Source organism: Marinifilum sp. N1E240, assembly GCF_009295825.1.
GTDB lineage: Bacteria > Bacteroidota > Bacteroidia > Bacteroidales > Marinifilaceae > Marinifilum_A > Marinifilum_A sediminis.
In genome coordinates this window covers 747,206-773,253 of record NZ_WHKF01000001.1, presented here as the reverse complement: position 1 = coordinate 773,253, position 26,048 = coordinate 747,206, and the positions used below count along the sequence as shown (strand labels likewise).

Here is a 26,048-nt window from a genome sequence, read left to right as displayed (position 1 = left end):
TAAGTATTCTACTAAAGAGCAATGCTTTTTAGTGTTATATCTTACACAATTAAAAAGCTTGCCCATAAATGAGCAAGCTTCTAACTAACCTATAACTAATCTAAAACTACTATTCATCTGAAAAGTGCACCAAAACTCTTCGGTATACGTTGAAGATTTTAGCTTTTGATACAAATCCCAAATATTTTTCATCCTGAGTAACCGGAAGGTTCCAGGCTCCTGTTTCTTCAAATCTTCTCATCACCTTCTCCATTGGAGCATCGGCATCCAATATCGCAGGTGGCATTATCATCAGATTTCTAACGTAGGTATCATCATACATTTCTGGATTAAACATGATATTTCGAATGTCATCCAACAATACAATTCCCAACAACTTTTCCTCTTCATCAACAACTGGGAAAATATTTCGCTGTGAATGTGATATGATCTTTACCAATTCTCCTAAAGTTGCATCTGGCTTAACTTTCTTCAGGTCAGTCTCGATCACTCTACCCATTTTCATTAGGGTTAAAACGGCTTTGTCCTTATTATGAGTGATCAACTCTCCACGTTTTGCCAAACGCTTGGTATAAATAGAATGCGGTTCAAAATACATGATGGTTAGGTAAGCGATAGTTGCCGTAATCATGATTGGAATAAACAACTCGTAACCGCCAGTAATCTCAACAATAAGGAAAATTGCAGTTAAAGGAGCATGCATTACCCCAGCCATCATTCCAGCCATCCCAATAAGGGTGAAATTACTTTCTGATAGATTCACAAAATTGAATCCATTCACAAATCGAGCAACAAAAAAGCCGGATACACCTCCTAAGAATAAGGATGGTGCAAAAATACCACCAACACCTCCACTACCAGTAGTAACGGTTGAAGCAATAACTTTAAACCCTAATATCAGAACGATATAACCAAGTAACAACCAATAGTTATCTTTCAAAAAATAAAAGATACTGTTGTTGACTAAATAAGTGTGATCACCATTTAATAGAGCTTGAATTGTACTGTATCCTTCTCCATAAAGTGGAGGAAATAAAAAGATTAGAATCCCCAAGGCAAGCCCACCAATTAACATTTTACGATAGCAATTGGTCACCTTATCAAATAAAGATTCCAAATACATGGAAAAACGCGTAAAATATAGAGAAACCAAACCTGCGAATACACCAAGCAGAATGTAGTATGGAAAGTTACCAATTACAAAAGGCTCCGTTACATCATAGGATAGCAACACTCCTTTACCCATGAAAAAATAGGAAATACTTGCTCCTGTAATCGATGAAATCAGCAATGGAATTAGCGATGCCATAGTCAAATCAAGCATTAACACCTCCAGTGTAAATACCATTCCAGCCATTGGTGCTTTAAAGATTCCTCCAATTGCTCCTGCTGCACCGCAACCAACCATCAGGGTGATGATTTTTTGATTCATGTGGAACATTCGACCCAAATTGGATCCAATGGATGCTCCCGTTAAAACTACTGGTGCCTCTGCTCCTACCGATCCACCAAACCCAATAGTTAGAGTACTGGCAACCACCGAAGAGAAATTATTATGTGATTTTATCAAAGAGTTTTTCTTCGATATGGCATACAGAATTCTAGAAACTCCATGTCCAATATTATCCTTCACAAAGAACTTTACGAACAAAACTGTTAAGAGAATCCCCACCGCTGGATATGCCAAATATAATAAGTTGGCAGATTCAACATGCAAACGATGTGTTAAAAAATGGTGTGTAAAATGAATGGCATTCTTCAACAATAGGGCAGCCAAACCACTAACAAGACCAACTATAAAACTTAAAATTAGAACGAATTGACGTTCCCTGATGTTCTTTACCCTCCAAATTAAAAAACGGGAAAGCAAACTTTTATTCTTCATTACTCCGAATCCAGATTAGCCTAATTAAACTCTACTAAATTAAAACTCAAAGGTCGGATGGCTGAAGAAGTCAGGCGGCCTTTTAGATAAATACATAAAAAAGTTTAGCAACTTATAATAAAAGATGTATTCATCTGATTTTCTTATCTGTTCTGCAATTAATTGTCTTAACAGATTTTAAAAAGTGAGTGCAAAAGTAATAGATAATCGGAAATGAAAAACCCTTTTCTAAATAATTTTTAAAAACTTTTCAAAAAAGAAGTTAAAGTACTATATCACAACATCAAACAAGCAAACGTTTGCTATAATTCCTTCTTTATAAAATCAAATGAAACCAATACTAATCTTCAGAAAAGTGTTTTAACATTCTTCTATAGGTAGAAAATATCTGAGCACGAGAAACACAACCACAATATTTCCCATCTTTTAAAACAACTAAATTGAATTTATCCGAATACTGATATTTCCTCGCAACATCAGCCATCGATTCATCATGTTGAATCACTACTTGAGGAACAACCATTAAATCACGAACAAAAACCTCATCGTATTTTTCAGGTTGGAACATGATTTCTCTGATATCATCCATTTTTACGATACCCTGAAAGTTGTTTTCTTCATCAATCACAATAAATATATTACGATTTGCTTTGGCAATAACTTTAACCAAATCGCCCAGTGTAGCATCTGCATTAACGGTACTAAAGTTCTTTTCTATCAACTTAGTTACACGCATTAAGGACAGAACGTTTTGATCTTTATCGTGAGTCATTAACTCCTTACGCTTTGCCAACTGAATGGTATAAACCGAGTGAGGTTCGAATGTCTTTACTGTTGCGTAAGAAATAGTTGCCGTAATCATCAAAGGAACAAATAACTGGTAACCACCAGAAATATCAGCAATCAAGAATAAACCGGTTAATGGTGCATGCAGTACACCGGCAATCATTCCTGCCATTCCAATTAAAGCAAAGTTATTCACCTGCAAATCTCGTAATCCCATGTATTGCACAACTTTGGCAAACAAGACTCCCGCATTAACCCCCATAAAAAGGGTTGGCGCAAAAATACCGCCTACTCCACCAGCTCCAAATGTAATAGAGGCTGCAATCACCTTAAAGAAAATTACCATTACAAACAGCACAATCAACACCCAAAAATTCTCACTGAATGAATAGAAAAAAGAGTTGTTATACAAATAAGAATAATCACCAGAAAGACATGCATTTATAGCATGATATCCCTCACCAAATAAGGAAGGAAAAAAGAAAATGATTACCCCTAAGGATAATGCACCAATCAACAATTTTTTATAGATATTATCTATCTTTTCAAAAATACCATGAATAAACATGTAAGACTTGGTAAAATAAGTAGCTATCAAACCGGTAAAAATTCCCAAAGCAATATAGTATGGCAAATCTTTCATATCAAAGCCATTCTCTACTTCAAAAGGATACAAAACATCCATTCCTAAAAAGAAATACGAAGTAAGAACAGCCGAAGCTGATGCTAACAAAAGCGGCACTAGCGACCACATTGTTAAATCCAACATGATAACCTCTAAAGCAAATACAATAGCTGCAATAGGAGCTTTAAAAATAGCAGCCATTGCACCAGCACACGCACATCCTAATAGAAGAGTAATCTGTTTATAATTTAGATGAAACAATCGACCAATATTAGAACCCAAAGCGGCACCAGTAGCTACTGTTGGTCCCTCCAATCCTACCGATCCACCAAAACCTACAGTAAAAGCAGAGGTAACAATCGATGAAAACATATTGTGACGATTGATCTGACCGTTTGTTTTCGAGATACTATACAAAACATTCGGAATTCCATGCCGAACCGGACGTCGAATTACAAATTTTATAAAGAGAACGGCTACAAGAATACCTATAGTCGGATAGATCACATATAGTATATTCTGATATTCGTCAGAGGAATTATTCTGTAATAAAGTACTAATAAAGTGCACCGAATTCTTAATAATAACGGCTGCAATTCCCGATGTAACACCTATAAGTACGGCCATAAAAGAAATAAACTGACGATCGCTCACATGCTTTAATCGCCAAACTAGAAAACGGCCTAATAATGATTTTTTCTTCACTCTTTTTTGTAATACAGCCAATTAACTGAAACGCGTTGATTGACAATGGTTAACCCCTCTTTTAATTTCAGGCATAAAAATAAGTAATTAGTTTATTAAGATACAAGACCTAAATGGAAAAGAGCACAATAAAATTGGCTGAAATTGGAATACATATTTAATCTAAAGAACAAATTAGACAAAAGCACTACTTGATTCTCTAATCATTTGAAAATTGCATGCTTAAAATCATACTTATACATCTTATTCTTATCAAGAATTTTTCTAAATTTGCATCACACAAAACATCCAAATAAGACGCAAGCATACACTTTAGCCTTGTGTCTTTTTTTGATTATATAAAAGTAAAGTATAAGATGAAAAATAGAATCACATCTCTTTTCAATATAGATTTACCACTTATTCAAGGTGGAATGGTATGGTGTTCGGGCTGGAGACTTGCAAGTGCCGTAAGTAATGCTGGAGGATTAGGATTAATTGGTGCAGGATCGATGCATCCCGAAACTTTTCAGGAACACATCCAAAAAACCAAAGCTGCAACCAATAAACCTTTTGGCGTAAATGTACCCCTGCTTTATCCTGAAATGGATAAAATCATGGACATCATTGTTAAGGAAGAAGTGAAGATTGTATTTACATCAGCTGGAAGTCCTAAAAAATGGACTCCATTTTTAAAAGAACATGGAATTACTGTTGTGCACGTTGTATCGAGTGCATTCTTTGCTAAAAAATGCGAAGATGCCGGTGTTGATGCTATTGTTGCAGAAGGTTTCGAAGCCGGAGGACACAACGGCCGTGAAGAAACGACAACAATGACATTAATTCCATCGGCAAGAAAAGCAACAACATTGCCTCTTATTGCTGCAGGAGGAATAGGATCGGGAAATAGCATGTTAGCCGCCATGGTTTTGGGTGCTGATGGAGTTCAGATGGGAACTCGTTTTGCTGTTGCCGAAGAATCATCAGCTCATATTGAATTTAAAAAATCTGTAATTGGATTGGCTGAAGGTGGAACAAAATTAGCATTAAAAAAACTCGCTCCTACCCGATTGATAAAAAATCATTTTTTCGATCAGGTTCACGATGCTGAATGCAGAGGAGCATCTCCAGAAGAGATGAAAGAGATATTAGGAAAAGGAAGAGCCAAAAAAGGAATGTTCGAAGGTAAACTTGATGAAGGTGAACTTGAAATTGGACAAGTTTCTGCTATGATCTTCGAAATTCAATCTGTTGCTGATATTGTTTCGGAGATAAAGAAAGAATATAAAGAAGCAGTATCAAACATAACAAATTTGGAATTAAACGTATGATAGAATTCGATAAATTCACATTAGAAAATGGCTTACGAGTGATTGTTCATCACGATGAAACAACACCAATGGCAGCTGTTAATATCCTATACAACATTGGTGCAAAAGATGAAGATCCGGAAAGAACCGGATTTGCTCACCTTTTTGAACATTTAATGTTTGGTGGATCTGTTAATATTCCAAATTACGATGAACCATTACAACTTGTTGGAGGCGATAACAATGCCTGGACAAGTAACGATGTTACGAATTATTACCTTACCGTACCAAAAGCAAATTTGGAAACAGCTTTTTGGTTGGAATCGGATAGAATGCTGAGTTTGGCTTTCAGCGAAAAGAGTCTAGAGGTTCAGCGAAATGTAGTAATTGAAGAATTTAAGCAACGATATTTTAATCAACCTTATGGTGATGTATGGTTGCATCTACGTCCATTGGTTTATAAAAAACACCCTTACCAATGGTCTACTATTGGTAAATCAATTGAGCAAATTGAAACCGTTCATTTAGATGAAGTAAAAGAATTTTTCTTTAAGCATTATGCGCCAAATAATGCCATTCTTGTTGTTTCAGGAAATGTAGAAACTGAAAATGTAAAACAATTGGCTGAAAAATGGTTTGGTCCAATTGAACGCAGAGAAGTTGCACAAAGAAATCTTCCTGAAGAACCAAAGCAAACTGAATTCAGAAGTTTGCATGTTGAAAGAAATGTTCCTTTCGATGCTATTTATATGGCATTCCATATGGGCAAAAGAACTGATGATGAATTCTATTCAACCGATTTGGTCTCAGATGTTTTATCCAATGGACAATCATCGAGAATTTTTCAATCGCTGATAAAGGAGAAAAACTTATTTTCTTCAATTGATGCTTACTTAACCGGAGATCACGAACCGGGTTTATTTCTGGTAACCGGAAAACTAACAGAAGGAGTGTCGTTTGAAGTTGCAGAAGATGCAATTTGGGAAGAACTGAATAAAATTGCTACTGAAAAAGTATCAGACTACGAACTTCAAAAAGTGAAGAACAAAGTTGAATCCTCATTGGTTTTTTCTGAAATCAGTTACCTAAATAAAGCTATGAATTTAGCTACTCATGAACTATTAGGTGATGCAAATGAAATCAATACCGAAGTAGATCGATATCAAAAAGTAAGTGTGGAAGATATTTTAACTACCTCAGCCAAATTGTTCAAAAAAGAGAATTGTTCGGTTCTTTATTATCACGCGAAAAAATAAAAATGGAGAAACTATATAGAAATACAGCACCCGATTTTAAAACTGTTGATAGCATTGAAATTCTAGCTGATCAAAAATACAGTTTAAGCAACAATATTCCTGTACACGTTATTAATGGAGGTAGTCAGGATGTTGTGAAAATTGAATTCATTTTTAATGCAGGCGTTTGGGCACAAAAATCTCCACTTATTGCTAGCATGGCTTCAAGCATGCTAAACGAAGGAACTAATAAATACAATGCCGCTGAAATTGCAGAGAAATTTGATTACTACGGTGCTTACATTGGATTTGCGGCTGCCAAGCACGATGCCAGCATCAGTCTTTACACACTCAATAAATATCTTACTGAAACATTAGAGCTAACTGAAGATTTGATCAAACATTCATCTTTTCCAAAAAAAGAGTTTCAAACAGTCTTATTAAATAAAAAGCAGCAATATCAAATCGAGCATCAAAAAACCAATGTTTTGGCAAAGGATAAGTTCAACGAACTTATTTATGGTGAAAACCATCCCTATGCCAATACTTTTTCTGATGAAGAATTTGATCAATTGGATCTTGAAAAGGTGAAAGCCTTTTATCAAAAATGCTATCGTCCGGAGAACTGCCATATTATTATTGCTGGAAAAGTTGATGATACAGTTCTGGAAAAATTGGAAAATTTGTTTGGATCCGAAAAATGGTCAATAAGTAAACCAATTGATAATCCAGGTCATGATGTAGTTCACTCTAAAGACAAATCAACTTTTATCCCTAAGGATGATGCAGTTCAGGCTTGTATCAGAATTGGCAGACCTATTATTAACAAAACTCATGAAGATTACACCACCCTTCAGTTGTTCAATCTGATTTTAGGAGGTTATTTTGGGTCTCGATTAATGCAAAATATCCGTGAAGATAAAGGATATACTTATGGTATTAACTCAATTGTAATTTCACATTTAAAAGCCGGACATTTTGTTATTGTCACCGAAGTTGGAAGCGATGTTTGCAAAGATGCAATAAGTGAAATTTTTAAAGAGATAAAGCGATTAAGAGATGAATTGGTACCAGAAGATGAATTAAAACTGGTGAAAAATTACATTTCTGGTGAAATGTTACGAAATTTAGATAGCCCTTTTGCTCTTTCTGAAAGTTTAAAAGGAAATCTTCAATTTGGATTAGACAACTCTTATTATGAGACTTTTATAAGAGATTTAAAACAAATAACACCAGAAAATATTCAGAATTTGGCTATAAAATATTTCCAGGAAGAAGATTTGCAGCTAGTTGTTTGTGGACCTGCGAGTTGCGAATCAGTTCTTAACTAGTTCTAAATTTTCAACAAATAATAAGTTTGAACGGATTAACTTGCTCTTTTCTTGTCTTAAACGATGAAAAATCGATATTTTCCGATAAAATAAAAGAAATTAGTCCTCTTTTTAATATTAAAAAATTGTTAGTTTTCGCTACATTTAAACGAAACAACTACAACTAACAATACTGAGCAGAAAGGTTTTTATGAGTGTTGAGACCGAAAACGATAAACAATTAGTACTTGATGCGTACGAATCTCTTTTAAAAGATTGTAAAAGAAGTCGCGCTGCAGAAAGTAAAAATTTAATAGATAAAGCTTTCCATTTTGCATGGGAAGCTCATAAAGGAGTGCGTCGCAAATCAGGCGAACCTTATATATTGCATCCAATTGAAGTAGCACATATCGCAGCTAAGGAAATGGGATTAGGAACGAAATCGATTGTTGCTTCTCTCCTGCACGATGTTGTCGAAGATACAGACTACACTGTTGAGGATATTGAAAACTTATTTGGAACCAAAGTCTCTCAAATTGTTGATGGTTTAACCAAAATAAAAGGCGTTTTCGATCAAACAACTTCAATGCAAGCTGAGAATTTTCGAAAAATGCTTCTTACATTATCGGATGATCTTCGTGTGATTCTAATAAAGATGGCAGATCGTTTGCACAACATGCGAACCTTAAACTCGATGCCATTGCGAAAGCAAATGAAAATTGCTGGCGAAACCTTATTCCTTTTTGCTCCTTTAGCACATAGGATGGGATTGTATTCTATTAAAACTGAACTTGAAAATCTCAGTTTAAAATATGAACATCCCGAAGATTATAATGCCATTTCGGAAAAAGTAAGAGAACATGAGGAGAGACAGGAAAAACTGATTAAAAAAATCATTGCTCCTATTAAAATTAAGCTTCGCGAAAACAACATTCGAAGTTCAATAAAAAACCGTCCCCGATCTGTCTATTCGATTTGGACCAAAATGCAATCACAAAAAGTTAGTATTGAACAAATTTACGATCAGTTATCGGTTCGCGTTGTTTTCAAACCTGAAGATGGAATTCCTGAAAAAAATCAATGCTGGAATATTTATTCATTGATTACGGATATCTACAAACCAAAACCTGAAAGAATCAGAGATTGGGTGAGTACTCCAAAAGCAAATGGATACGAAGCACTTCATGTTACTGCAATGGGACCTCTTGGAAATTGGGTGGAATTTCAGATCAGAACTGAGCGAATGGATGATATCGCTGAAAAAGGTTTTGCGGTTCAAGCTAAATACAATGTAAACGGAGGAGAGTCCGAACTGGATAAATGGCTAAAAGATGTAAGAGAAATTCTTGATAATCCAGAAGCTGATGCAATGGCTTTTTTAGATGAGTTCAAGTTGAACCTCTTTTCGCATGAGATTCAGGTGTTTACTCCTAAAGGACATATTAAAACCTTACCTAAAAATGCTACCACTCTTGATTTTGCCTACGATATCCATACCGATATAGGTAATCAATGTATTGGTGCTAAGGTAAATCATAAACTTGTGCCTTTAAGTCATGTTCTTAAAAGTGGTGATCAGGTTGAAATTCTAACCTCTGAAAAGCAATCACCTAAACATGAATGGCTTGATTTTATCGTAACTGCAAAAGCCAAATCAAAAATTAAAACAGCATTTAAAAAGGAAAGAAAAGAATATACCGTTAAAGGTGCCAAAATGGTAGAAAGTCAATTGCTAGATGTTGGCTTAAAAGTGAATTCCAAATCTTTCCGTAAGATGCTGGAGCATTATAACCTATCAAATAAGGAAGAACTTTTCTATAAAATTGGCTTAGGTAAAATTGATATCAATGAAATAGAATCGGTAGTAAAGAAAAAATCAAAAAGTAAATTTATTAAATACTGGAAACTGCAATTCTTCGGCAATTCGAAAGATAAAAAAGAAGAAATAGTTCCAGAAACCCAGGAAGATACAAAACCAGAAGTAGATAAGAAAAAAACATTGGTTCTTAGCGAAATGGCTGCTAATGAAACTTATAAAATTGCTACTTGCTGTAAACCAATCCCTGGAGATGAAGTACTAGGCTATGTGGATATGGCAAATAATGTAACTATTCACAAAAGGAAATGCCCAAATGCTCTTAAGTTAATGTCTAGTCAGGGGGACAGACTTTTGGCTGCAGATTGGACAAGTCATCGATTAATGTCATTTCTAGCAGTTATTGAATTATCGGGCATCGATAAAATCGGAATTGTGAATGAAGTTACCAATATCATTTCCAAGGATCACGATGTAAATATGAGATCCCTACATTTTGAAAGTCACGATGGTGTATTCGAAGGATTAATACATCTCTACGTTCACAATACCGAAGATCTCAATAATCTAATCATGAAATTAATCAAAATTAAAGGACTGGATAATGTGAAACGTATCGAAAATATTGAGGAGTACTCGTAAACTAAAATTTATTCTAAATAACATCTCTTTTCTAAAAAAAATTACTATTTTAGACCCATTATTTTAAATTAGATTAGATAACACCTAGGTTATTTTTAGATATGAGCAACGAGGATACCAAAGAAATTGTCAAGAAGATGTTTACTGAATATCTTCAGAAAAAGGGACACCGAAAAACCCCTGAAAGATATGCTATTTTAGATGAGATTTATTCTCGCGAAGGACACTTTGACATTGAGTCCCTGTACATCTTTATGAAAAATAAGAACTATCGGGTAAGTAGAGCAACGCTTTACAATACAATTGATCTTCTTTTAGATTGCAAGTTAGTTATCAAACATCAGTTTGGTAAAAATATTGCTCAATTTGAAAAAGCTTATGATAGTAACAAGCACGATCATTTAATCTGTACTCGTTGTGGAAAAGTGCTTGAATTCTGCGATACTCGTCTTGATGACGTTAGAAGAAATGTTTCAGACGACATGGATTTTAAAGTTTCGCACCACTCTTTATACATCTACGGAACCTGTCAGGAATGTAGAAAATTAGAAAACAACTAGATTTATCAACATACATCTTTTATAAAAACCTCTTATTTTAAGAGGTTTTTTTGTGTCTTTAAACTACTTATCAACAAGCTTCATTTTCACTCATGCAAAATGAAAATAATTACTACCTTTGACTGTTAAAACTTGGGACCTACCTTCAAGATTTAACATCGAAAACCGAACCGTTTTATAAATCCGATATTAAAAAATGGTACGGATATTTACATGTAAGATTTAATTCAAATTATTAGACAGATGAAAGTTGATGTACTTTTAGGCCTCCAATGGGGAGACGAGGGTAAAGGAAAAGTTGTGGATGTACTAACCCCAAAGTACGATTATATTACCCGTTTTCAAGGCGGACCAAATGCCGGACATACACTTGAATTTAACGAAATTAAACACGTACTGCATACCATTCCATCTGGAATCTTTCGCGATGATAAAATCAACGTTATTGGTAATGGTGTTGTTATTGATCCTGTAATCTTCAAAAAAGAAATTGAAGGAATCAAAAAACTAGGTATTGATTTATCCAAAACCTTATTTATTTCGAAAAAAGCTCATCTTATTTTGCCATCGCACAGAATACTTGACGCAGCTTCGGAAGCAGCCAAAGGGAAATCTAAGATTGGATCGACCTTAAAAGGGATTGGACCAACTTACATGGATAAAACCGGTAGAAACGGTTTACGTGTTGGTGATATCAACAGTAATTTTAAAGAAAAATACGACCTTTTAGTTGCCAAGCACAGACAAATGCTTGACAAATTCTATGAGTTCGATTACGATATGTCGGAATACGAAGCGGAATGGTTCGAAGGAATCAAAGTGCTAAACGAATTCCAATTAATTGATAGCGAACAATTCCTAAACGACGCTTTAAAAGAAGGTAAATCTATTCTTGCTGAAGGTGCTCAGGGAACTTTATTAGATATTGATTTCGGATCATATCCATTTGTAACCTCATCGAACACTGTATGTGCTGGTGCTTGTACTGGATTAGGAATTGCTCCTAACAGAATTGGTAGAGTTATTGGTATTTTTAAGGCATATTGTACTCGCGTAGGAATGGGACCTTTCCCAACCGAATTGTTCGACGAAGATGGACAACAATTAAGAGACAACGGTAACGAGTATGGATCAACTACAGGTCGTCCAAGAAGATGTGGATGGTTAGATATGGTTTCTTTAAAATACTCAATCATGATTAATGGTGTTACTGAATTGACCATGATGAAATCTGACGTTATGGATGATTTTGAAAACATCAAAATCTGTACTTCATATATCGTAAATGGCGAAGAAGTTGAGCATGTACCATACGAAATGACCGATGATATTAAGCCTGTTTTAACTGAATTTAAAGGTTGGAAAACTGATATGACTTCTGTAACTCATGAAAATGAATTCCCAGAAGAATTTAATGCTTATATCGATTTTATTGAGAAAGAAACAGGAGTTCCTGTAAAGGTGGTTTCTGTTGGTCCAAACAGAGCACAAACAATCGAAAGAAATCTTGACTAATCAAGAATTAAATAAATGAAAAAATCCCGCCAAACGGCGGGATTTTTTTTATGCTGTTTTCACCACTTCGAAAACAACATCCCCATCATTGATAAACACCTTTTAAAATACACCCCAATACGATAAAAAGTGTCGCTCTTTGAATTTTATATGCTTCTAATAAATTATCGCTTTTCTGCAACCAAACTCTTTTCTGAAATTTTCGATGCATCATCAAGATTAATACGAAACGAACCATCAACTATGTCTTTGTATTCACTTGTTTTCACAAATCGAACATTTCCTGTTCCCTTAAGAAAAATTCGACCTTCGAATCTTCCTTCCAAAACATTATTCTGAAATTTAGTAAGTACTAATTTAATCTTATCTCTCTTTACATTTCCTTGAAATTCACAAGAATTATCAGATTCAGAACAAAGAAATTTTTCACGTTTAACCTCAGCCTCATTATACCAACCAACCATCGCACTCTCATCAAGTTCAGCATTAATTATATGAGGAAAACTTGTGTTCTTTAAATCAATTCCATTAATGGAAATATTCAATTGTTCAATTGTTCCAATACTATCTTTACGAATAAGCAGACCGGATAGAAATATCGATTGCTTACTCCTATCCCATAATCCTTCACAATCCCTGGTTTCAAAACAGCAATCTCCATTTCTTGAGAATTGTAAACCTATATGTGTTTGTTCGTTAAATTCCTTCTGATCATTTTCTGAGATCATTTTCCCAGTTGAACAACTAAAGATAAAAGGCAAAATTACGAGACAAAAGATTTTTAATTTCATATTCATAATGCATTCATTTTATATAACAGATGCACTTGCTCCAAAAAGGTTGCGAGCCGATGCGATATATTATTTAAACGTGCAATCAAGCTAATACCCTACTTTAAAATCAAGTTTCTTTTAGTAAAAAGCACCAATTCATTAACAATCAGGAGCAAAAAAAGCTGCCCGACGGGACAGCTTTTCATATTAATTAAATTGTAATTTTATTTGCTATTAGATGGCAATTCCAATCCATATCCTGAAACCTTATCCTCACGCTTCAATAATAGGGCGAAAATAAAACCAATAACTCCCAAACAAGAAAACATTATCATGGCGTAAGTATAATCCAATCTTTCTGCATCAACTGGGTTGGTTCCATCTAAAATCATACCCGCTAGTATTGGAAACGCCCATAAACCAAGATTCTGAACCGAAAACATAAAACCATAGGCAGTTCCAATTCGCTTCTCGTCCACCATTTTTGCTACCGAAGGCCACATTGCCGCAGGAACCAATGAGAAAGCAATACCTAATACAACCATCAATGCATAAGGAGTAATTCCAGAAAATGCGAAACAAAGATGAACAGCAGTTAATATTATTGAGCCATATATCATCAATGAAGCTGCCTTACCATATTTGTCAACAAAAAATCCAAATAATGGTGTAAAAAACATAGTACCAAATGGCATCATAGCCGCAATATCGCCACTTTGAATTTCAGTTAAACCAAACTTATTTGCAAAAAAGTCTGCCGAAAAAGCAAAGAATGGAAACACTGCAGAATAAAATGTAAGACACAAAAATGTAACAAAAATAAACGATCTATTGGTTAGCAATTCTACTAAGTCAGAAAAACGGAAAGGATCTGATTTTGTTTCTAATGTGTCTTTTTGCACTTGCTTATCTAATTTTAAATCGAACAGTATATATACAATAAATACCAATAGTGCAGAAGTTACAAAAAGAGCAGCAAACCATGTTGCCAATGTCCATCCAGCTTCAGAACCTATCAACCTAGGCGATAATATTAATGCCAACATTGAACCTGTTCTTGCCAAGCCAAGCTTCACACCAAATGCCAAAGCCAACTCCTTACCTTTAAACCATTTTACAATGATTTTACTAATAACAACAATACTCGTTTCTGCTCCTAAACCAAATAGAAACCTTCCTAAAAGCATCATTTTTAATTCTGGAGAATATCCGGGAAGAAATGAAGACATAAAAGCATATCCGATTCCATCATTTCGATACATGTCGCTTGCACCATAGGCTGTAACTAGGGCTCCAATAGCCATAAAAGAAACAAACATAAAGCCTGTTCTGCGAATCCCTAGTTTATCTAAAATAATACCTCCGAGCACTGCCATACATAAAAATACATTTGGCACAGAATAGACAGAAACAAACCATCCGAAATTAGTACTTGTAAATCCAAGCTCTTTAGTTAATGTTGATTTTAATGGCGATAAGGCATCGTAGAAATAGTAATTTGCTGCAAGAACAAATCCAACGGTAAGTAACATTGCCCATCGTGTAACAGCCGAATCTCTTAACGAGGTTTTTAAAGCTTCTGTATTCATTAATATAGTGTTAGTTATAAGAAGCACCGAAAATACAAAAGCTTTTTGTAATCGCATAAAAAAAGCCGCCCCGAAGGACAGCTTTTAAAATAATATTTGTGATAACTATTTTTGAATATTTGGCAATTCCAGTCCGTAACCTTTCTTACGGTCTTCAGCTTTCAATAAGAAACCAAAAATAGTAGCTAGAACTGTTAATCCAACAAAAATTAACCAAGTTGATGAGTAATCAAACATTGGTATTTCACCTGCTTCTCTAAGAGCCTGAACTTTTGACGAAATATCTCCTGGATCAACACCTTCTGCTCTAAAATTAGCAATAGCTTTCTCAATCATTTCGTTAATACCTGGGTTTGTTTTATCCAAAACTACACCTAATAAGATAGGAACTAACATTAGTCCAATATTCTGCACATAAAAAATAAGTGCATAAGCAGATCCCAATTGCTTCTCTGGAATAATTTTAGGTACAGATGGCCACATTGCTGAAGGAACTAATGAGAAAGCAATACCTAAAAGAATAACTGCTGCAATAGCTACCCAAGTTGCTGTTAAAGCAGGTAAATAGAAAATAGTATGAACGATTACAAGCAATACAGCTCCAAGAATCATTATGGAAGCACCTTTACCATATCTATCATAGATATATCCAAATAATGGAGTTAAAAGAATGGTACCAAAAGGCAAAATAGATGGAATATCACCAGCTGTTGAAGGATCAATACCAAATTTATTTACCATCAAACCTGACGAAAATTTATAGAATGGGAATACTGCTGAATAGAATAACAAACAAAGAATAGCAATGTACCAGAATCCTTTGCTTTTGACAATCACCAATAGATCGGAAATTTTGAATGGCTCTTCTTCTTCAGCCTCATCTTCCACTTGTTTATCTAATTTCACATCCATTACACAATAAACAATGAAAAGTATTAATGCAATACTTAAAGCAATAGTTCCTACTAATACTGTTGTAGGTATATCAAAGGCTTTGGCAATACGTGGAGATCCGAATAACGCAAGGAATGAACCCAAACGTGCTAGTGCCATCTCTGTACCCATAGCTAGTGCCATTTCTTTTCCTTTAAACCATTTTACAATAATTCTTGACACGGTAATTCCAGCTCCTTCAGCTCCTACACAGAATATTGCAAATCCAGCTGCAGAAACAAAGACTCTGGCATCTATTCCAATTATTGTGGAACCTATTTCAAAATTATGCGCAAATGCATAATACTTTACAATAGCACCTATAATCATTACTACACCTGAGCTTACTGCAGTAAATTTGATACCCATTTTATCAAGTATAATACCTGCAAAAATCAGCATGAAAGCAAATACATTCAAGTATCCTTGTGCTCCTGTAACTATTCCCCAATCAGTACCGCTCCATCCGTAAGTACTCTGAATTTGAGTTTGAAGTGGAGAAAGAACCTCCATGAAGGTATATGCAATAAGCATAGTTACCGATACGAGAATTAGCACAAACCAACGGGCACCTGCACTATCTCTCAATGTCTTTTTAATAGCATCTGTCATTACAATAATTTTTGGGTTAAAATTTATTTTAAGATTTTAGAGCTTACTAAATTAAGATTAATGCCTAAAAAAACAAACCTGTATTTTATCATATACAACCGCTTACGAAAAAAGCCACCCAATAGGTGGCTTTTAACTATAATATATGTTTTGAAATTATTTTTGAATGTTCGGTAATTCAAGACCATATCCTTTCTTCTTATCTTCCTTCTTAAGCAAGTATGCAAACAAAAGACCTAAAATACCTGTTGATGCAAATATCAACATAGGAACAGTATAATTATAAACTGCACCTTCAACACCTTGTTGAATTTGCTCAGTAACACCTGGATTCACAACATCAAGAACATAACCGATCAACATTGGAACAACCATCAATCCAATATTCTGAATCATAAATATTACTGCATAAGCAGAACCAAGGTATCTATCTTCTACAATTTTTGGTACTGATGGCCACATCGATGCCGGAACTAGAGAAAATCCAATACCTAACACGATCATACCAGCCCAAGCTATAAAAGTTGAAGATGGAGCCAAAGCAAAAGTCAAATGTACTGCAATTAAAAGGATTGAACCAAAAATCATAATACTTGCTCCTTTTCCTTTATTATCAAGATAACTACCAAATAAAGGTGTTAAAGCCATAGTTCCTAATGGAAGAAGACCAGCAATAAATCCACCTGTATCAGCAGTTGTTCCAAATTTATTTACAAATAAATCTGCAGCATATTTCATAAACGGGAAAACTGCTGAATAGAATAATACACACAAAATAGCGATGTACATGAATGCTTTATTCGTAAACAATTTACCCAAATCAGAAATTTTAAATTCATCTTCTGGATCTGCAGAAGCCTCTTCAACTCCTTCTTGTTTATCGTATTTTGCATCCATCATTGCATAAATTAGGAAAGTCAACAATCCAACAACAAGCAATAATGCTGCAAAAGCAACAGGACGAGTAATAATTTCTTGCTCTCCGGCTACTCTGGTTGAAAACCAAAATGCCGCTAACATACCAAAACGAGCAGTAGCCATCTCTAATCCCATAGCCAGAGCCAATTCTTTACCTCTAAACCACTTCACCAAAATTTTTGATACCGTAATCCCAGCAATCTCAACACCAACACCAAATGTTGCAAATCCTAATGCAGCCATTTTTACCGATGGACTATAACTAGTGAAAAATGAATTCATGAAATCATATCCAAAACCACCATTAACAAATGCAGGAGTTAATGCATAGTAATTGATACCAGCACCAACAATCATTAAACTAACAAATGTAATTCCTGTGAAACGAATACCTAATTTATCAAGGATAATTCCACCAATAATCAAGAATAAAAAGAAGACATTAAATAAAGAATATGCTCCAGTGAAAAACCCATAAGAACTATTGTTCCAATCTAAAGCAGAATCCTTTAACAATAATGGTTTTAATGGAGATAAAATATCTGTAAATAAATATCCTGTTAGCATCACAAATGATACCAAGGCCAAAACAATCCAACGAGCCGTTTTACTCTCGCGAAGTGTTTGTTGTAATTGTGCGGTCATTACCATTTTAAATATTTTTTGTGTTTAAGAATTTTTTAAAGGCCGCTAATTTAGGATTAAATGAGACAGGAACAAATGACTACCAACATATTTAACCTATCCATATTGATTCCACATTTAGAACATCCAAAGCAGATATTCCCTATCTTTGAGAAGATTTTATACTGATTCGCATTTAATTTAATTCGATGAATACATTAACTGAAAACTCTGGATTATATACCGACTTTTACGAACTCACTATGGCTCAAGGATATTACCTGAGCGGAAAAAAGAATGAAAAGACGGTTTTTGATTATTACTATAGAACCAACCCTTATAAAGGTGGCTACCTCGTTTTTGCAGGATTGTACGATTTATTGAACATTCTTCAGAATTTTACTTACAATAAAAAGAATATCGAATTCTTGAAAAATGCAGGTTTGAAAGATGATTTTTTAAAATATCTTGAGAATTTTAAGTTCAATGCCAAAGTTTATAGTGTTCGTGAAGGTGAAATTGTATTTCCGAACGAACCCATTGTTAGAGTGGAAGGTAATATCATCGAGGCTCAATTGGTAGAAACTCTCCTGCTAAATTATTTAAACTTTCAATCGCTAATTGCCACCAAAGCATGCAGAATTAGAAATGTAATTGGAGAAAAAGCTTTTGCCGACTTTGGCTTACGCAGAGCTCAAGGATTAGGAGGTGTTCATGCCAGTCGTGCTGCTGTTATTGGTGGTGCTGACACCACATCGAACGTATACAGTGGTTTCAATTATGGAATTCCTGTTACTGGAACTCAAGCACATGCTTGGGTACAAAGTTTCGATGAAGAATTGGAAGCATTCAGAAAATATGCCGAAATCAATCCAGAGAATTCCGTTCTTTTGGTTGACACCTACAACACCTTAAAATCAGGATTGCCAAATGCAATAATTGTTGCCAAAGAATTGGAGTCCAAAGGACATAAACTAATTGGAATACGATTAGATAGTGGCGACCTTGCTTATCTTAGCAAGAAAGCCAGAAAAATGTTGAACGATGCCAATCTGGATTACGTTCAAATATTTGCCTCGAACCAATTGAATGAATATGTTATCAAGAGTTTGAATGAACAGGGAGCTCAGCTGGATGGATATGGAATTGGAACCGAATTGGTAACCGGGAAAGATACTGGAGCACTCGATGGTGTCTACAAGTTAGTTGAAAACAACGGAAATCCCAGACTTAAAATATCTGAGAATATCGAAAAAATAACAATGCCAGGTAAAAAGAAGTTGATAAGATTTATCGATTCGGATGGCATGTTCTTTCGCGATGGCATTCTTCTAACCAATGATGAAAATGTAAAGAAAATATATCACCCTTTTCATCCTGATAAAAATACAGAGGTTGCCAATTTTGAATATGAGGAATTGACTCAATTGGTTATGGAAAATGGAGAAATTCTTATTGAAGAACAAACACCAAGTGAAATCAATCAATATCTGAAAAAACGTTTTGCTCAATTACCTGATGAACACAAACGCTTTATCAGTCCACATATCTATAAAGTTGGTATATCTAGAAGCTTACTCGATTTAAGAGACAACATGTTGAAAGATATCCGATCAAAAATAAAATAATACACAAATTCATTAATAACGTTCCAATAATGTCAAATCTCGATACCTTAATCGTTCGCCCAACTCTATTATTAGACAAAGCAAAATGTATTGCTAACATTGAAGACATGATTGCAAGAGCACAACGTGCCAATGCGCGCTTGCGACCTCACTTTAAGACGCATCAATCGGCTGAAATTGGAGCTTGGTTTAAAGAACGAGGTGTAGAATCAATTGCCGTATCATCCTTAAGCATGGCAAAATATTTTGCAGATAATGGTTGGAAAGATATTACAGTTGCTATTCCTGTTAATGTTCGAGAAATAGACTTGATAAATGAGTTGGCATCTAAAATTCAATTGAACCTGGTTCTGGAATCGAGAGAAAGCATTCTGTTTTTGGATTCTGAATTGGATCATTCAGTCGATGTTTTCATAAAGATGGATACCGGATATCAACGAAGTGGTATTCCTTCAGAGGCAATAGGTTCTGTGCAACTATTGGTTGATTTGATGAAGGAATCGGAGAAGTTAAACTGCAAAGGTTTCCTTGCACACACCGGACACAACTACAATGCAAGCGATCAGGATGAGATTCACAAGAATCACAGCAAAACATTATTGGATCTGAACGAACTGAAAGATGTTTTCCGCAAAGACATTCCAAGCATTGAAGTATCATTAGGTGATACTCCTGCCTGCAGTATCAGCGAAGAATTTTATGGAATAGACGAACTCAGACCTGGTAACTTTGTCTTTTTTGACATCATGCAATACGTTTTAGGCTCCTGCAACGAAAATCAAATTGCTGTTGCCATGGCTTGTCCAATTATTGCACGAAACATTGATAGAAAAGAACTGGTGATTCATGGCGGTGGCGTACATTTCTCTAAGGAATTTATCGAAGCTGATGATGAAGGAACCAAACTATTTGGAAGCATTGTTCGCATTACAGAAAACGGATGGAGTGAAATTCTAGGTGGCGGTTTTCTATCTAATCTTTCACAAGAACACGGAATTATCCGCTGTAGCGATGATCTTTTTGATCAGTTTACCATTGGAGATTTAATTGGAATCCTACCAGTTCATTCCTGCATGACTGCTAATCTGATGAAAAATTATTTGTCGACTGAAGGAAAATGGATTAAGACCATAAATAGTTAGCCGTTCAGTGAACAATCAATTATATCATTTGTTTACTGATAATACATGAAGAAAATGAACTATCAAGCCTATTTGGAAAAATTTAGCTTTGCAAAAGTAAAAAAAGTAGTAGTTGCTGAAATTACAGCTGCAAACAATTCCAATTCAGTTATTGCTCTTTCTCTGGCAATAGGCGCATTTCTCGCCTTTTCTCCTGCCTGGGGATTTCAAACAGCTTTAGCTATTTCATTGGCTGTTCTTTTTCGTTTGAATAAGGTTTTGGTCTTGATTACGGTTAATATCAGTAGCATTCCTCCTCTTATTCCTTTAATTCTTATAGTAGGATATCAGGTGGGAACATTTACTTTAACTGGGGCTTTTCAAAGCGAAGTGCCCGATTTAATGAACTTGAAAACATTAGGGGAGAATTATCTGCAATTTGCCATTGGTTCACTATTGGTAGCAAGTGGAATTGGAGCCTTATTTTTTTTGCTAATCTATTTCCTTTTAAAAAGATTTAGGTAGAGGCGTACCATGTTAGGTCGCACAAAAAAAGGACGTACAAATTGTACGTCCTTTCTTATATCTGGTAGCATTTACTTATGCTTCAACCGACTCTTTTACTGGTACATATTTCAAAGTCTCTACTAAGAAATCCCAGAATTTAACAACTGTATCAGTCTTCACTTTCTCATCTGGAGAGTGAGGGAAACGGATAGTTGGTCCGAATGAGATCATATCCCAAGCTGGGTAAACAGCTCCTAACAAACCACACTCTAATCCAGCGTGAATTGCTTTAATTTCCGGTATCTTACCATACTTGTTGTTGTAAACTTCCTGCATGGTTTTCAAGATAGGAGAATCCATGTTTGGCTTCCATCCTGGATATTCACCTTCCAATTTCACTTTTCCACCTGCCAATTCGAAAGTAGAAGAAACCATTTGTGCCAAATCATCCTTAGCCGAATTAACCGACGAACGAATCAATGCCTGAACAATGATTGTACCTTTTTCGCTATAAACACGAGCAAGGTTCAAAGAAGTCTCAACCAATCCTGGCATATCATCACTCATGCGAATTACACCGTTTGGACAAGCGTAAATTGCATTGGTAAGATTCTTTTGAGATTTCTTTTTGAAAACATTCTTAGGAGCATCTGTAGCTTCTGCAAAGAATACTAAATCTGGCTCAACAGCAGAAAGTTCAGCTTTATAAGTAGCCTCAAATTCAGCAACAGCAGCTAAGAATTTCTCGTTGTATTTTTCTGGAACAGCAACAACTGCGAACGACTCACGAGGAATTGCGTTACGAAGAGATCCACCATCAACAGATGCCAACTTCAATTTGAAGTTTTTAGTTGCAAATTTGATGAAACGGAACAACAATTTGTTTGAGTTACCACGACCCAAAATAATTTCCATTCCTGAGTGACCACCTTTAAGACCTTTCATGTAAAGCTTGTAAGCTACATGACCTTTCTCAAGCTTCTCCTCTTTGTATTTCATTGTAACATTAGCATCGATACCACCGGCACAACCTACGTACAATTCACCTTCATCTTCCGAGTCCATGTTTAAAAGGATATCACCATCTAAAACATCGTTCTGAAGACCGAAAGCACCTGTCATTCCAGTTTCCTCATCAGCAGTAAACAAAGCCTCTACCGGTCCGTGCTCAATATCAGTAGCCTGAAGAACAGCCATAGCCGCAGCAACACCCATACCATTATCAGCACCTAAAGTAGTACCGTCAGCAGTTACCCAGTCACCATCGATTACAGTAGTAATCGGATCTTTCTCGAAATCATGTTCAGTATCAGCATTTTTCTGAGGTACCATATCCAGGTGACCTTGCAATACCACACCTTGACGATTCTCAAAACCTGGAGTAGCTGGCTTCTTAATAATAATATTTCCAACTCCATCCTTAATGGTTTCCAAACCTAAATCCTGTCCGAATTTCATCATGAAATCCTGAATTGCATCTTCATGCTTCGATGGACGTGGAATCTGAGTTAGTGAATAAAAATTCTCCCAGATCGCCTTTGGCTCGAGACTTAAAATTTCTTTGCTCATTATATATTTCCTCCGTTAAATTTTTGTGTTTATTATTTAAGAGCACTAAAGGTAATATTTTTTGATAAAGGCAGAAAGAGAATACGAAAAAGAGAATCTGAATTAAGGATTTTTAAGAGTTACCCATTGGACGGATCTATCTCAGAATGGAAAAAGAGAATTACAGTACTTTTATTTGCTATGCCACACTTTATGAAACAGATTGCTACTCGATAAAGTCAATCTACTTTTTTGTCCGTGAGCCTCTCCCCTATGTCCGTGAAGTACTTCCTTGTGTCCGTGAAGGGGTCCACCCTGTCTGGGGAGCAATATATCAATACATTACAAATGTATCTAAAAAGAAAAATCCCTCTCCGTTTGGAGAGGGATCATTATATTTTAGAATCTATTTATTGAGAATCCGAACACCAATCGAAATCCCTAACTTTTAGATTTCTATTTGCTTACATTTTTAATCGATCCTAATTCAGGATAAAATTCGATGCTATAGTTTTCGTTAAGCAATACTTCTGCTGGAATACTTGCAAGCTTACCGAATTGAGCAATTGCCATACGCTTTTTCAACAGAACACTTTTTCCATTCGAAATGGCTACGTCTGCCATTCCAGGAATTCGATATTTAATTTGTTGATGTGGAGCTACTCCTGCAGTAGGTAGAATTGCTAATTCATCGGTTACATTCATATTTTTGAAATCGACACGAATTGGTCTTCCTCCAAGATCATTAACTCCAACAGGTCCCATTTGTGGAGACATACGGAAAATAACGCCACCATTCTCCCCTTGCTTAGGAGTGTAAGAAAACTGATACGTCTTTTTAATACTCACCTTTTTACCTGTGAAAAGTGATATGTATTCATGTTCTAATTTTGCCAACTCCTCAACAATTACCTGGTAAGCCTTCCCATCTGGTGGAAGAACTTCAAAGTTTGCGGTCAAAATCTTAAATCTTCTTTTTCTCAATTTAAATATTTGGTGAGCTGCCTCTTCGGCTTTCTCTTCCAAAGATTTTGTAAGAGCTTGCTTTTCCAATACCGGAATTTTTACAAAAGCTGTATCGGTTTCCACCACCTTATATATAGTATCCTCCTGATATTTCAGAATTGGATCAATTGAAAACTTACCATATTCAATTTCTACATTACGATCCGATAAAGCAATTACTTCCTTTTCAACATTCTCAAATTGACTATTCCTTAAATTAAATCCACGGATTAATCCTTCGGGTGTTAAGGCAATTAAAGATGGCTCGTAATCAACAGAAGTAGTTAGTTTATGAAACTGCTCCGAATCAACCTCTCCTTTTCCGTTTAATTCTATAGCTTTCAATTTCCAACTGTTTCCATCAGCTTTTACCACATCCGAAATACCTAAATATTTTTGTGCATAATCAGCAAAAGGTCCTTTTTTAAGAATTGTTTTCTCTGCAACAACATCTACTTTTAAAACCGTTTGAGGTAAAGCATAAATTACCGTACTTGGCGTTTCTAAAGTTCTTCTTTTTTGAGCATTGGCGTTCCACGATAAAGCAAGTATCATACAGAACACCATTAATTTTCTTAGCATCATTCGTATTGTTATTTATATTTTACTGATATAGACATTATTTCTAACGCCATTACCTTTCGTTTTATTGCTACTTCTTTAATGCAAGCCAGGCTTTTGGCAAATATTCAACAATATCGCCAGCAGTAAGAGCCTCCACTCCTATTTTTCCTACTGCCAAATCTCCCGCCAATCCATGCAAATAAACACCAATAATCGCTGCTATCTTGGATGGATATCCTTGTGAAAGCAAAGATAATATTATTCCTGTAAGCACATCCCCACTTCCCGCTGTTGCCATTCCTGGATTTCCGGTTGGATTAAAATAACAACTCCCTTCCGGACAAGCAATTGCTGTATAAGCACCTTTCAGTACCATTGTTAATCCATGTTCTCTTGCAAACTCACGCTGCATATTGTTTCTTGTAAAACTGTCGTTTGATTTCCCAACCAAACGTTCAAATTCTTTCATGTGAGGCGTAAAAACACACCCCATTGGTAAATCCTCTTTCAACTCCGCATGCTCACTAATAATATTAATAGCATCAGCGTCAACAACCACTGGTACCTTTACTTCCTTCAGCAAATCGATCATCGCCTTGTAAGAATTTTGCTTTTTGTCAATTCCAGGACCAATAGCAATGGCTTTAAATTGTTCCAATTCAGGATATTCGGTAAATATGATATCCGATCGATCGATACTCACCATGGTTTCAGGAACCGCTGTTTGCATGATATCATAACCCAATCGCGGAATATGAGAGGTTAACAAACCTATTCCTGAACGTAATGCAGCTCGTGAAGCAAGAATTGCAGCGCCCATTTTCCCATAGCTTCCACTGATTAACAATCCATGACCAAAGGTTCCTTTGTGATCAAATTTTCTGCGTGGCATTAGTAATGATTTTACAAATTCCCGCGTTAATATTTTATATGGAGTCGGTTCAGAACTAATAATTTCGGGATGCAAACCAATAGACAAAACCTCCCATTCTCCAACATAAACATCATTCTCAGGAAAGAGAAAAGCCAATTTTGGAAACTGAAAGCTTAAGGTAATATCAGCTTTTACGATTCCATGGTAATTGTTATTTGAATTGTCTTCTCCCATTAATCCGGAGGGTATGTCTATAGCAATTACTTTTGCTTCACTAGCATTTATAGCCTTTACAACCTCTAAGGCAACACCTTCAATCGATCGTGATAAACCGGATCCAAAAATGGCATCAATCACGATATCATCGGGAAATAACCAAGGCATGGCATCTGCCGAAGCCAATTCATAAATATCAACCGCTTTAAGCAACTTTAATCTTTGCAGATTAACTTCGGCATCATCGGATAATGTGTTACTTATCTTAACAAGAAATACCTCTACGGTATAATTTTTCTCGGCTAGTAGCCTTGCTAATGCCAAACCATCCCCTCCATTATTTCCCGGTCCCACAAATATTTTACAATTTCGAGGCGCAGGAAATTTATCAACAATTTTATTAAAAAGTTTTAGCGTAGCTCTTTCCATTAAATCTACTGAAGATATGGGTTCATTCTCGATAGTATAAGCATCAATCTTTGCGACCAGTGAAGAAGGAAAAATTTTCATAGATATTTTGTTATAAGTTATATCAAAAGACAGTCCGTTTCAAATCGAAAAAGTCTAATTCGGAAAGCGTATTAATAAGAGTAAATTACACTAAAGAAACTTTCTCTTTACGCTCATTTTCTCAAGAAACATAAAGCATTTTAGGCATTCCTATCAAAGATACTAAACTTTTGAAATTTAGCTTTACTTACGAAAACGATTTAAATAAGTACGATTCGCTTACAAATCATTATAGACTTCTGATTTTTTCTATATATT

The 26,048-nt window shown here is 35.4% G+C and carries 18 protein-coding genes; 9 read left to right on the top strand and 9 right to left on the bottom strand.

What is annotated here, in order from left to right; all coding sequences use genetic code 11:
* Positions 1-109: 109 nt before the first annotated feature.
* On the bottom strand, positions 110-1,885 hold the full coding sequence (locus GCQ56_RS03315) for a chloride channel protein (protein WP_152732959.1): 1,776 nt from the start codon (positions 1,883-1,885) through the stop codon (positions 110-112).
* Between the two features lie 340 nt (positions 1,886-2,225).
* Positions 2,226-4,001 (bottom strand): chloride channel protein, encoded by a 1,776-nt coding sequence (locus GCQ56_RS03310; protein WP_299992906.1) that lies wholly within the window; start codon positions 3,999-4,001, stop codon positions 2,226-2,228.
* Positions 4,002-4,357: 356 nt separating this feature from the next.
* On the opposite strand from GCQ56_RS03310, the gene GCQ56_RS03305 reads away from it, so the two are divergent.
* The 6 genes from GCQ56_RS03305 to GCQ56_RS03280 all read left to right on the top strand — a co-directional run bounded on the left by GCQ56_RS03305 (position 4,358) and on the right by GCQ56_RS03280 (position 12,368).
* Positions 4,358-5,311: a nitronate monooxygenase family protein gene (locus GCQ56_RS03305; protein ID WP_152732958.1), complete on the top strand. Its 954-nt coding sequence runs from the start codon at positions 4,358-4,360 to the stop codon at positions 5,309-5,311.
* Positions 5,308-6,546: a pitrilysin family protein gene (locus GCQ56_RS03300; RefSeq protein WP_152732957.1), complete on the top strand. Its 1,239-nt coding sequence runs from the start codon at positions 5,308-5,310 to the stop codon at positions 6,544-6,546. Before GCQ56_RS03305 ends, GCQ56_RS03300 begins: the two co-directional genes overlap by 4 nt.
* Positions 6,547-6,548: 2 nt before the next feature.
* Complete coding sequence (locus GCQ56_RS03295) at positions 6,549-7,856, top strand: pitrilysin family protein (RefSeq protein WP_152732956.1); 1,308 nt, start codon at positions 6,549-6,551, stop codon at positions 7,854-7,856.
* A 190-nt stretch (positions 7,857-8,046) separates the two neighbouring features.
* Positions 8,047-10,293 carry a bifunctional (p)ppGpp synthetase/guanosine-3',5'-bis(diphosphate) 3'-pyrophosphohydrolase gene (locus GCQ56_RS03290; protein ID WP_152732955.1) on the top strand — a complete coding sequence of 749 codons (2,247 nt, stop codon included), beginning with the start codon at positions 8,047-8,049 and terminating at the stop codon, positions 10,291-10,293.
* 101 nt (positions 10,294-10,394) lie between these two features.
* The gene (locus tag GCQ56_RS03285) at positions 10,395-10,853 is read left to right on the top strand and encodes a Fur family transcriptional regulator (protein WP_054714678.1); all 459 of its coding nucleotides are present in this window, start codon (positions 10,395-10,397) and stop codon (positions 10,851-10,853) included.
* A 243-nt stretch (positions 10,854-11,096) separates the two neighbouring features.
* Positions 11,097-12,368: an adenylosuccinate synthase gene (locus GCQ56_RS03280; protein ID WP_152732954.1), complete on the top strand. Its 1,272-nt coding sequence runs from the start codon at positions 11,097-11,099 to the stop codon at positions 12,366-12,368.
* A gap of 164 nt (positions 12,369-12,532) precedes the next feature.
* On the opposite strand, the gene GCQ56_RS03275 is transcribed toward GCQ56_RS03280, so the two are convergent.
* The 4 genes from GCQ56_RS03275 to GCQ56_RS03260 all read right to left on the bottom strand — a co-directional run bounded on the left by GCQ56_RS03275 (position 12,533) and on the right by GCQ56_RS03260 (position 17,844).
* Positions 12,533-13,096, bottom strand: a complete 564-nt coding sequence (locus tag GCQ56_RS03275) for a hypothetical protein (RefSeq protein WP_152732953.1) — start codon at positions 13,094-13,096, stop codon at positions 12,533-12,535.
* Between the two features lie 269 nt (positions 13,097-13,365).
* Positions 13,366-14,730, bottom strand: a complete 1,365-nt coding sequence (locus tag GCQ56_RS03270) for an MFS transporter (protein ID WP_193323699.1) — start codon at positions 14,728-14,730, stop codon at positions 13,366-13,368.
* A gap of 105 nt (positions 14,731-14,835) precedes the next feature.
* The gene (locus tag GCQ56_RS03265; RefSeq protein ID WP_152732951.1) at positions 14,836-16,275 is read right to left on the bottom strand and encodes an MFS transporter; all 1,440 of its coding nucleotides are present in this window, start codon (positions 16,273-16,275) and stop codon (positions 14,836-14,838) included.
* A 156-nt stretch (positions 16,276-16,431) separates the two neighbouring features.
* A complete protein-coding gene (locus tag GCQ56_RS03260; RefSeq protein WP_227005976.1) occupies positions 16,432-17,844 on the bottom strand; it encodes an MFS transporter in 1,413 nt (470 codons plus the stop codon).
* Between the two features lie 182 nt (positions 17,845-18,026).
* On the opposite strand from GCQ56_RS03260, the gene GCQ56_RS03255 reads away from it, so the two are divergent.
* From GCQ56_RS03255 to GCQ56_RS03245, 3 genes are read left to right on the top strand one after another with little or no spacing between them, the layout of a single operon-like run.
* A complete protein-coding gene (locus GCQ56_RS03255) occupies positions 18,027-19,445 on the top strand; it encodes a nicotinate phosphoribosyltransferase (RefSeq protein ID WP_152732950.1) in 1,419 nt (472 codons plus the stop codon).
* Positions 19,446-19,474: 29 nt separating this feature from the next.
* On the top strand, positions 19,475-20,587 hold the full coding sequence (locus GCQ56_RS03250; protein WP_152732949.1) for an alanine racemase: 1,113 nt from the start codon (positions 19,475-19,477) through the stop codon (positions 20,585-20,587).
* Positions 20,588-20,632: 45 nt separating this feature from the next.
* Positions 20,633-21,091 (top strand): DUF2062 domain-containing protein, encoded by a 459-nt coding sequence (locus tag GCQ56_RS03245; protein ID WP_152732948.1) that lies wholly within the window; start codon positions 20,633-20,635, stop codon positions 21,089-21,091.
* 75 nt (positions 21,092-21,166) lie between these two features.
* On the opposite strand, the gene GCQ56_RS03240 is transcribed toward GCQ56_RS03245, so the two are convergent.
* The 3 genes from GCQ56_RS03240 to GCQ56_RS03230 all read right to left on the bottom strand — a co-directional run bounded on the left by GCQ56_RS03240 (position 21,167) and on the right by GCQ56_RS03230 (position 25,790).
* On the bottom strand, positions 21,167-22,642 hold the full coding sequence (locus tag GCQ56_RS03240) for an aminoacyl-histidine dipeptidase (protein ID WP_152732947.1): 1,476 nt from the start codon (positions 22,640-22,642) through the stop codon (positions 21,167-21,169).
* A gap of 435 nt (positions 22,643-23,077) precedes the next feature.
* Positions 23,078-24,211, bottom strand: coding sequence for a DUF4831 family protein (locus tag GCQ56_RS03235; protein WP_152732946.1), 1,134 nt, complete (start codon positions 24,209-24,211; stop codon positions 23,078-23,080).
* A 67-nt stretch (positions 24,212-24,278) separates the two neighbouring features.
* Entirely contained in the window at positions 24,279-25,790 is a 1,512-nt protein-coding gene (locus GCQ56_RS03230; RefSeq protein WP_152732945.1) for an NAD(P)H-hydrate dehydratase, read from the bottom strand.
* Between the last annotated feature and the right edge of the window lie 258 nt (positions 25,791-26,048).

Bases quoted from the DNA above. Each gene is read 5' to 3' on its own strand.
- GCQ56_RS03315 (WP_152732959.1), bottom strand. From the start codon at position 1,885: ATGAAGAATAAAAGTTTGCTTTCCCGTTTTTTAATTTGGAGGGTAAAG.
- GCQ56_RS03270 (WP_193323699.1), bottom strand. From the start codon at position 14,730: ATGAATACAGAAGCTTTAAAAACCTCGTTAAGAGATTCGGCTGTTACA.
- GCQ56_RS03300 (WP_152732957.1), top strand. From the start codon at position 5,308: ATGATAGAATTCGATAAATTCACATTAGAAAATGGCTTACGAGTGATT.
- GCQ56_RS03275 (WP_152732953.1), bottom strand. From the start codon at position 13,096: ATGATCTCAGAAAATGATCAGAAGGAATTTAACGAACAAACACATATA.
- GCQ56_RS03235 (WP_152732946.1), bottom strand. From the start codon at position 24,211: ATGATGCTAAGAAAATTAATGGTGTTCTGTATGATACTTGCTTTATCG.
- GCQ56_RS03285 (WP_054714678.1), top strand. From the start codon at position 10,395: ATGAGCAACGAGGATACCAAAGAAATTGTCAAGAAGATGTTTACTGAA.
- GCQ56_RS03265 (WP_152732951.1), bottom strand. From the start codon at position 16,275: ATGACAGATGCTATTAAAAAGACATTGAGAGATAGTGCAGGTGCCCGT.
- GCQ56_RS03255 (WP_152732950.1), top strand. From the start codon at position 18,027: ATGAATACATTAACTGAAAACTCTGGATTATATACCGACTTTTACGAA.
- GCQ56_RS03305 (WP_152732958.1), top strand. From the start codon at position 4,358: ATGAAAAATAGAATCACATCTCTTTTCAATATAGATTTACCACTTATT.
- GCQ56_RS03250 (WP_152732949.1), top strand. From the start codon at position 19,475: ATGTCAAATCTCGATACCTTAATCGTTCGCCCAACTCTATTATTAGAC.
- GCQ56_RS03295 (WP_152732956.1), top strand. From the start codon at position 6,549: ATGGAGAAACTATATAGAAATACAGCACCCGATTTTAAAACTGTTGAT.
- GCQ56_RS03245 (WP_152732948.1), top strand. From the start codon at position 20,633: ATGAAGAAAATGAACTATCAAGCCTATTTGGAAAAATTTAGCTTTGCA.
- GCQ56_RS03280 (WP_152732954.1), top strand. From the start codon at position 11,097: ATGAAAGTTGATGTACTTTTAGGCCTCCAATGGGGAGACGAGGGTAAA.
- GCQ56_RS03240 (WP_152732947.1), bottom strand. From the start codon at position 22,642: ATGAGCAAAGAAATTTTAAGTCTCGAGCCAAAGGCGATCTGGGAGAAT.
- GCQ56_RS03260 (WP_227005976.1), bottom strand. From the start codon at position 17,844: ATGGTAATGACCGCACAATTACAACAAACACTTCGCGAGAGTAAAACG.
- GCQ56_RS03230 (WP_152732945.1), bottom strand. From the start codon at position 25,790: ATGAAAATTTTTCCTTCTTCACTGGTCGCAAAGATTGATGCTTATACT.
- GCQ56_RS03290 (WP_152732955.1), top strand. From the start codon at position 8,047: ATGAGTGTTGAGACCGAAAACGATAAACAATTAGTACTTGATGCGTAC.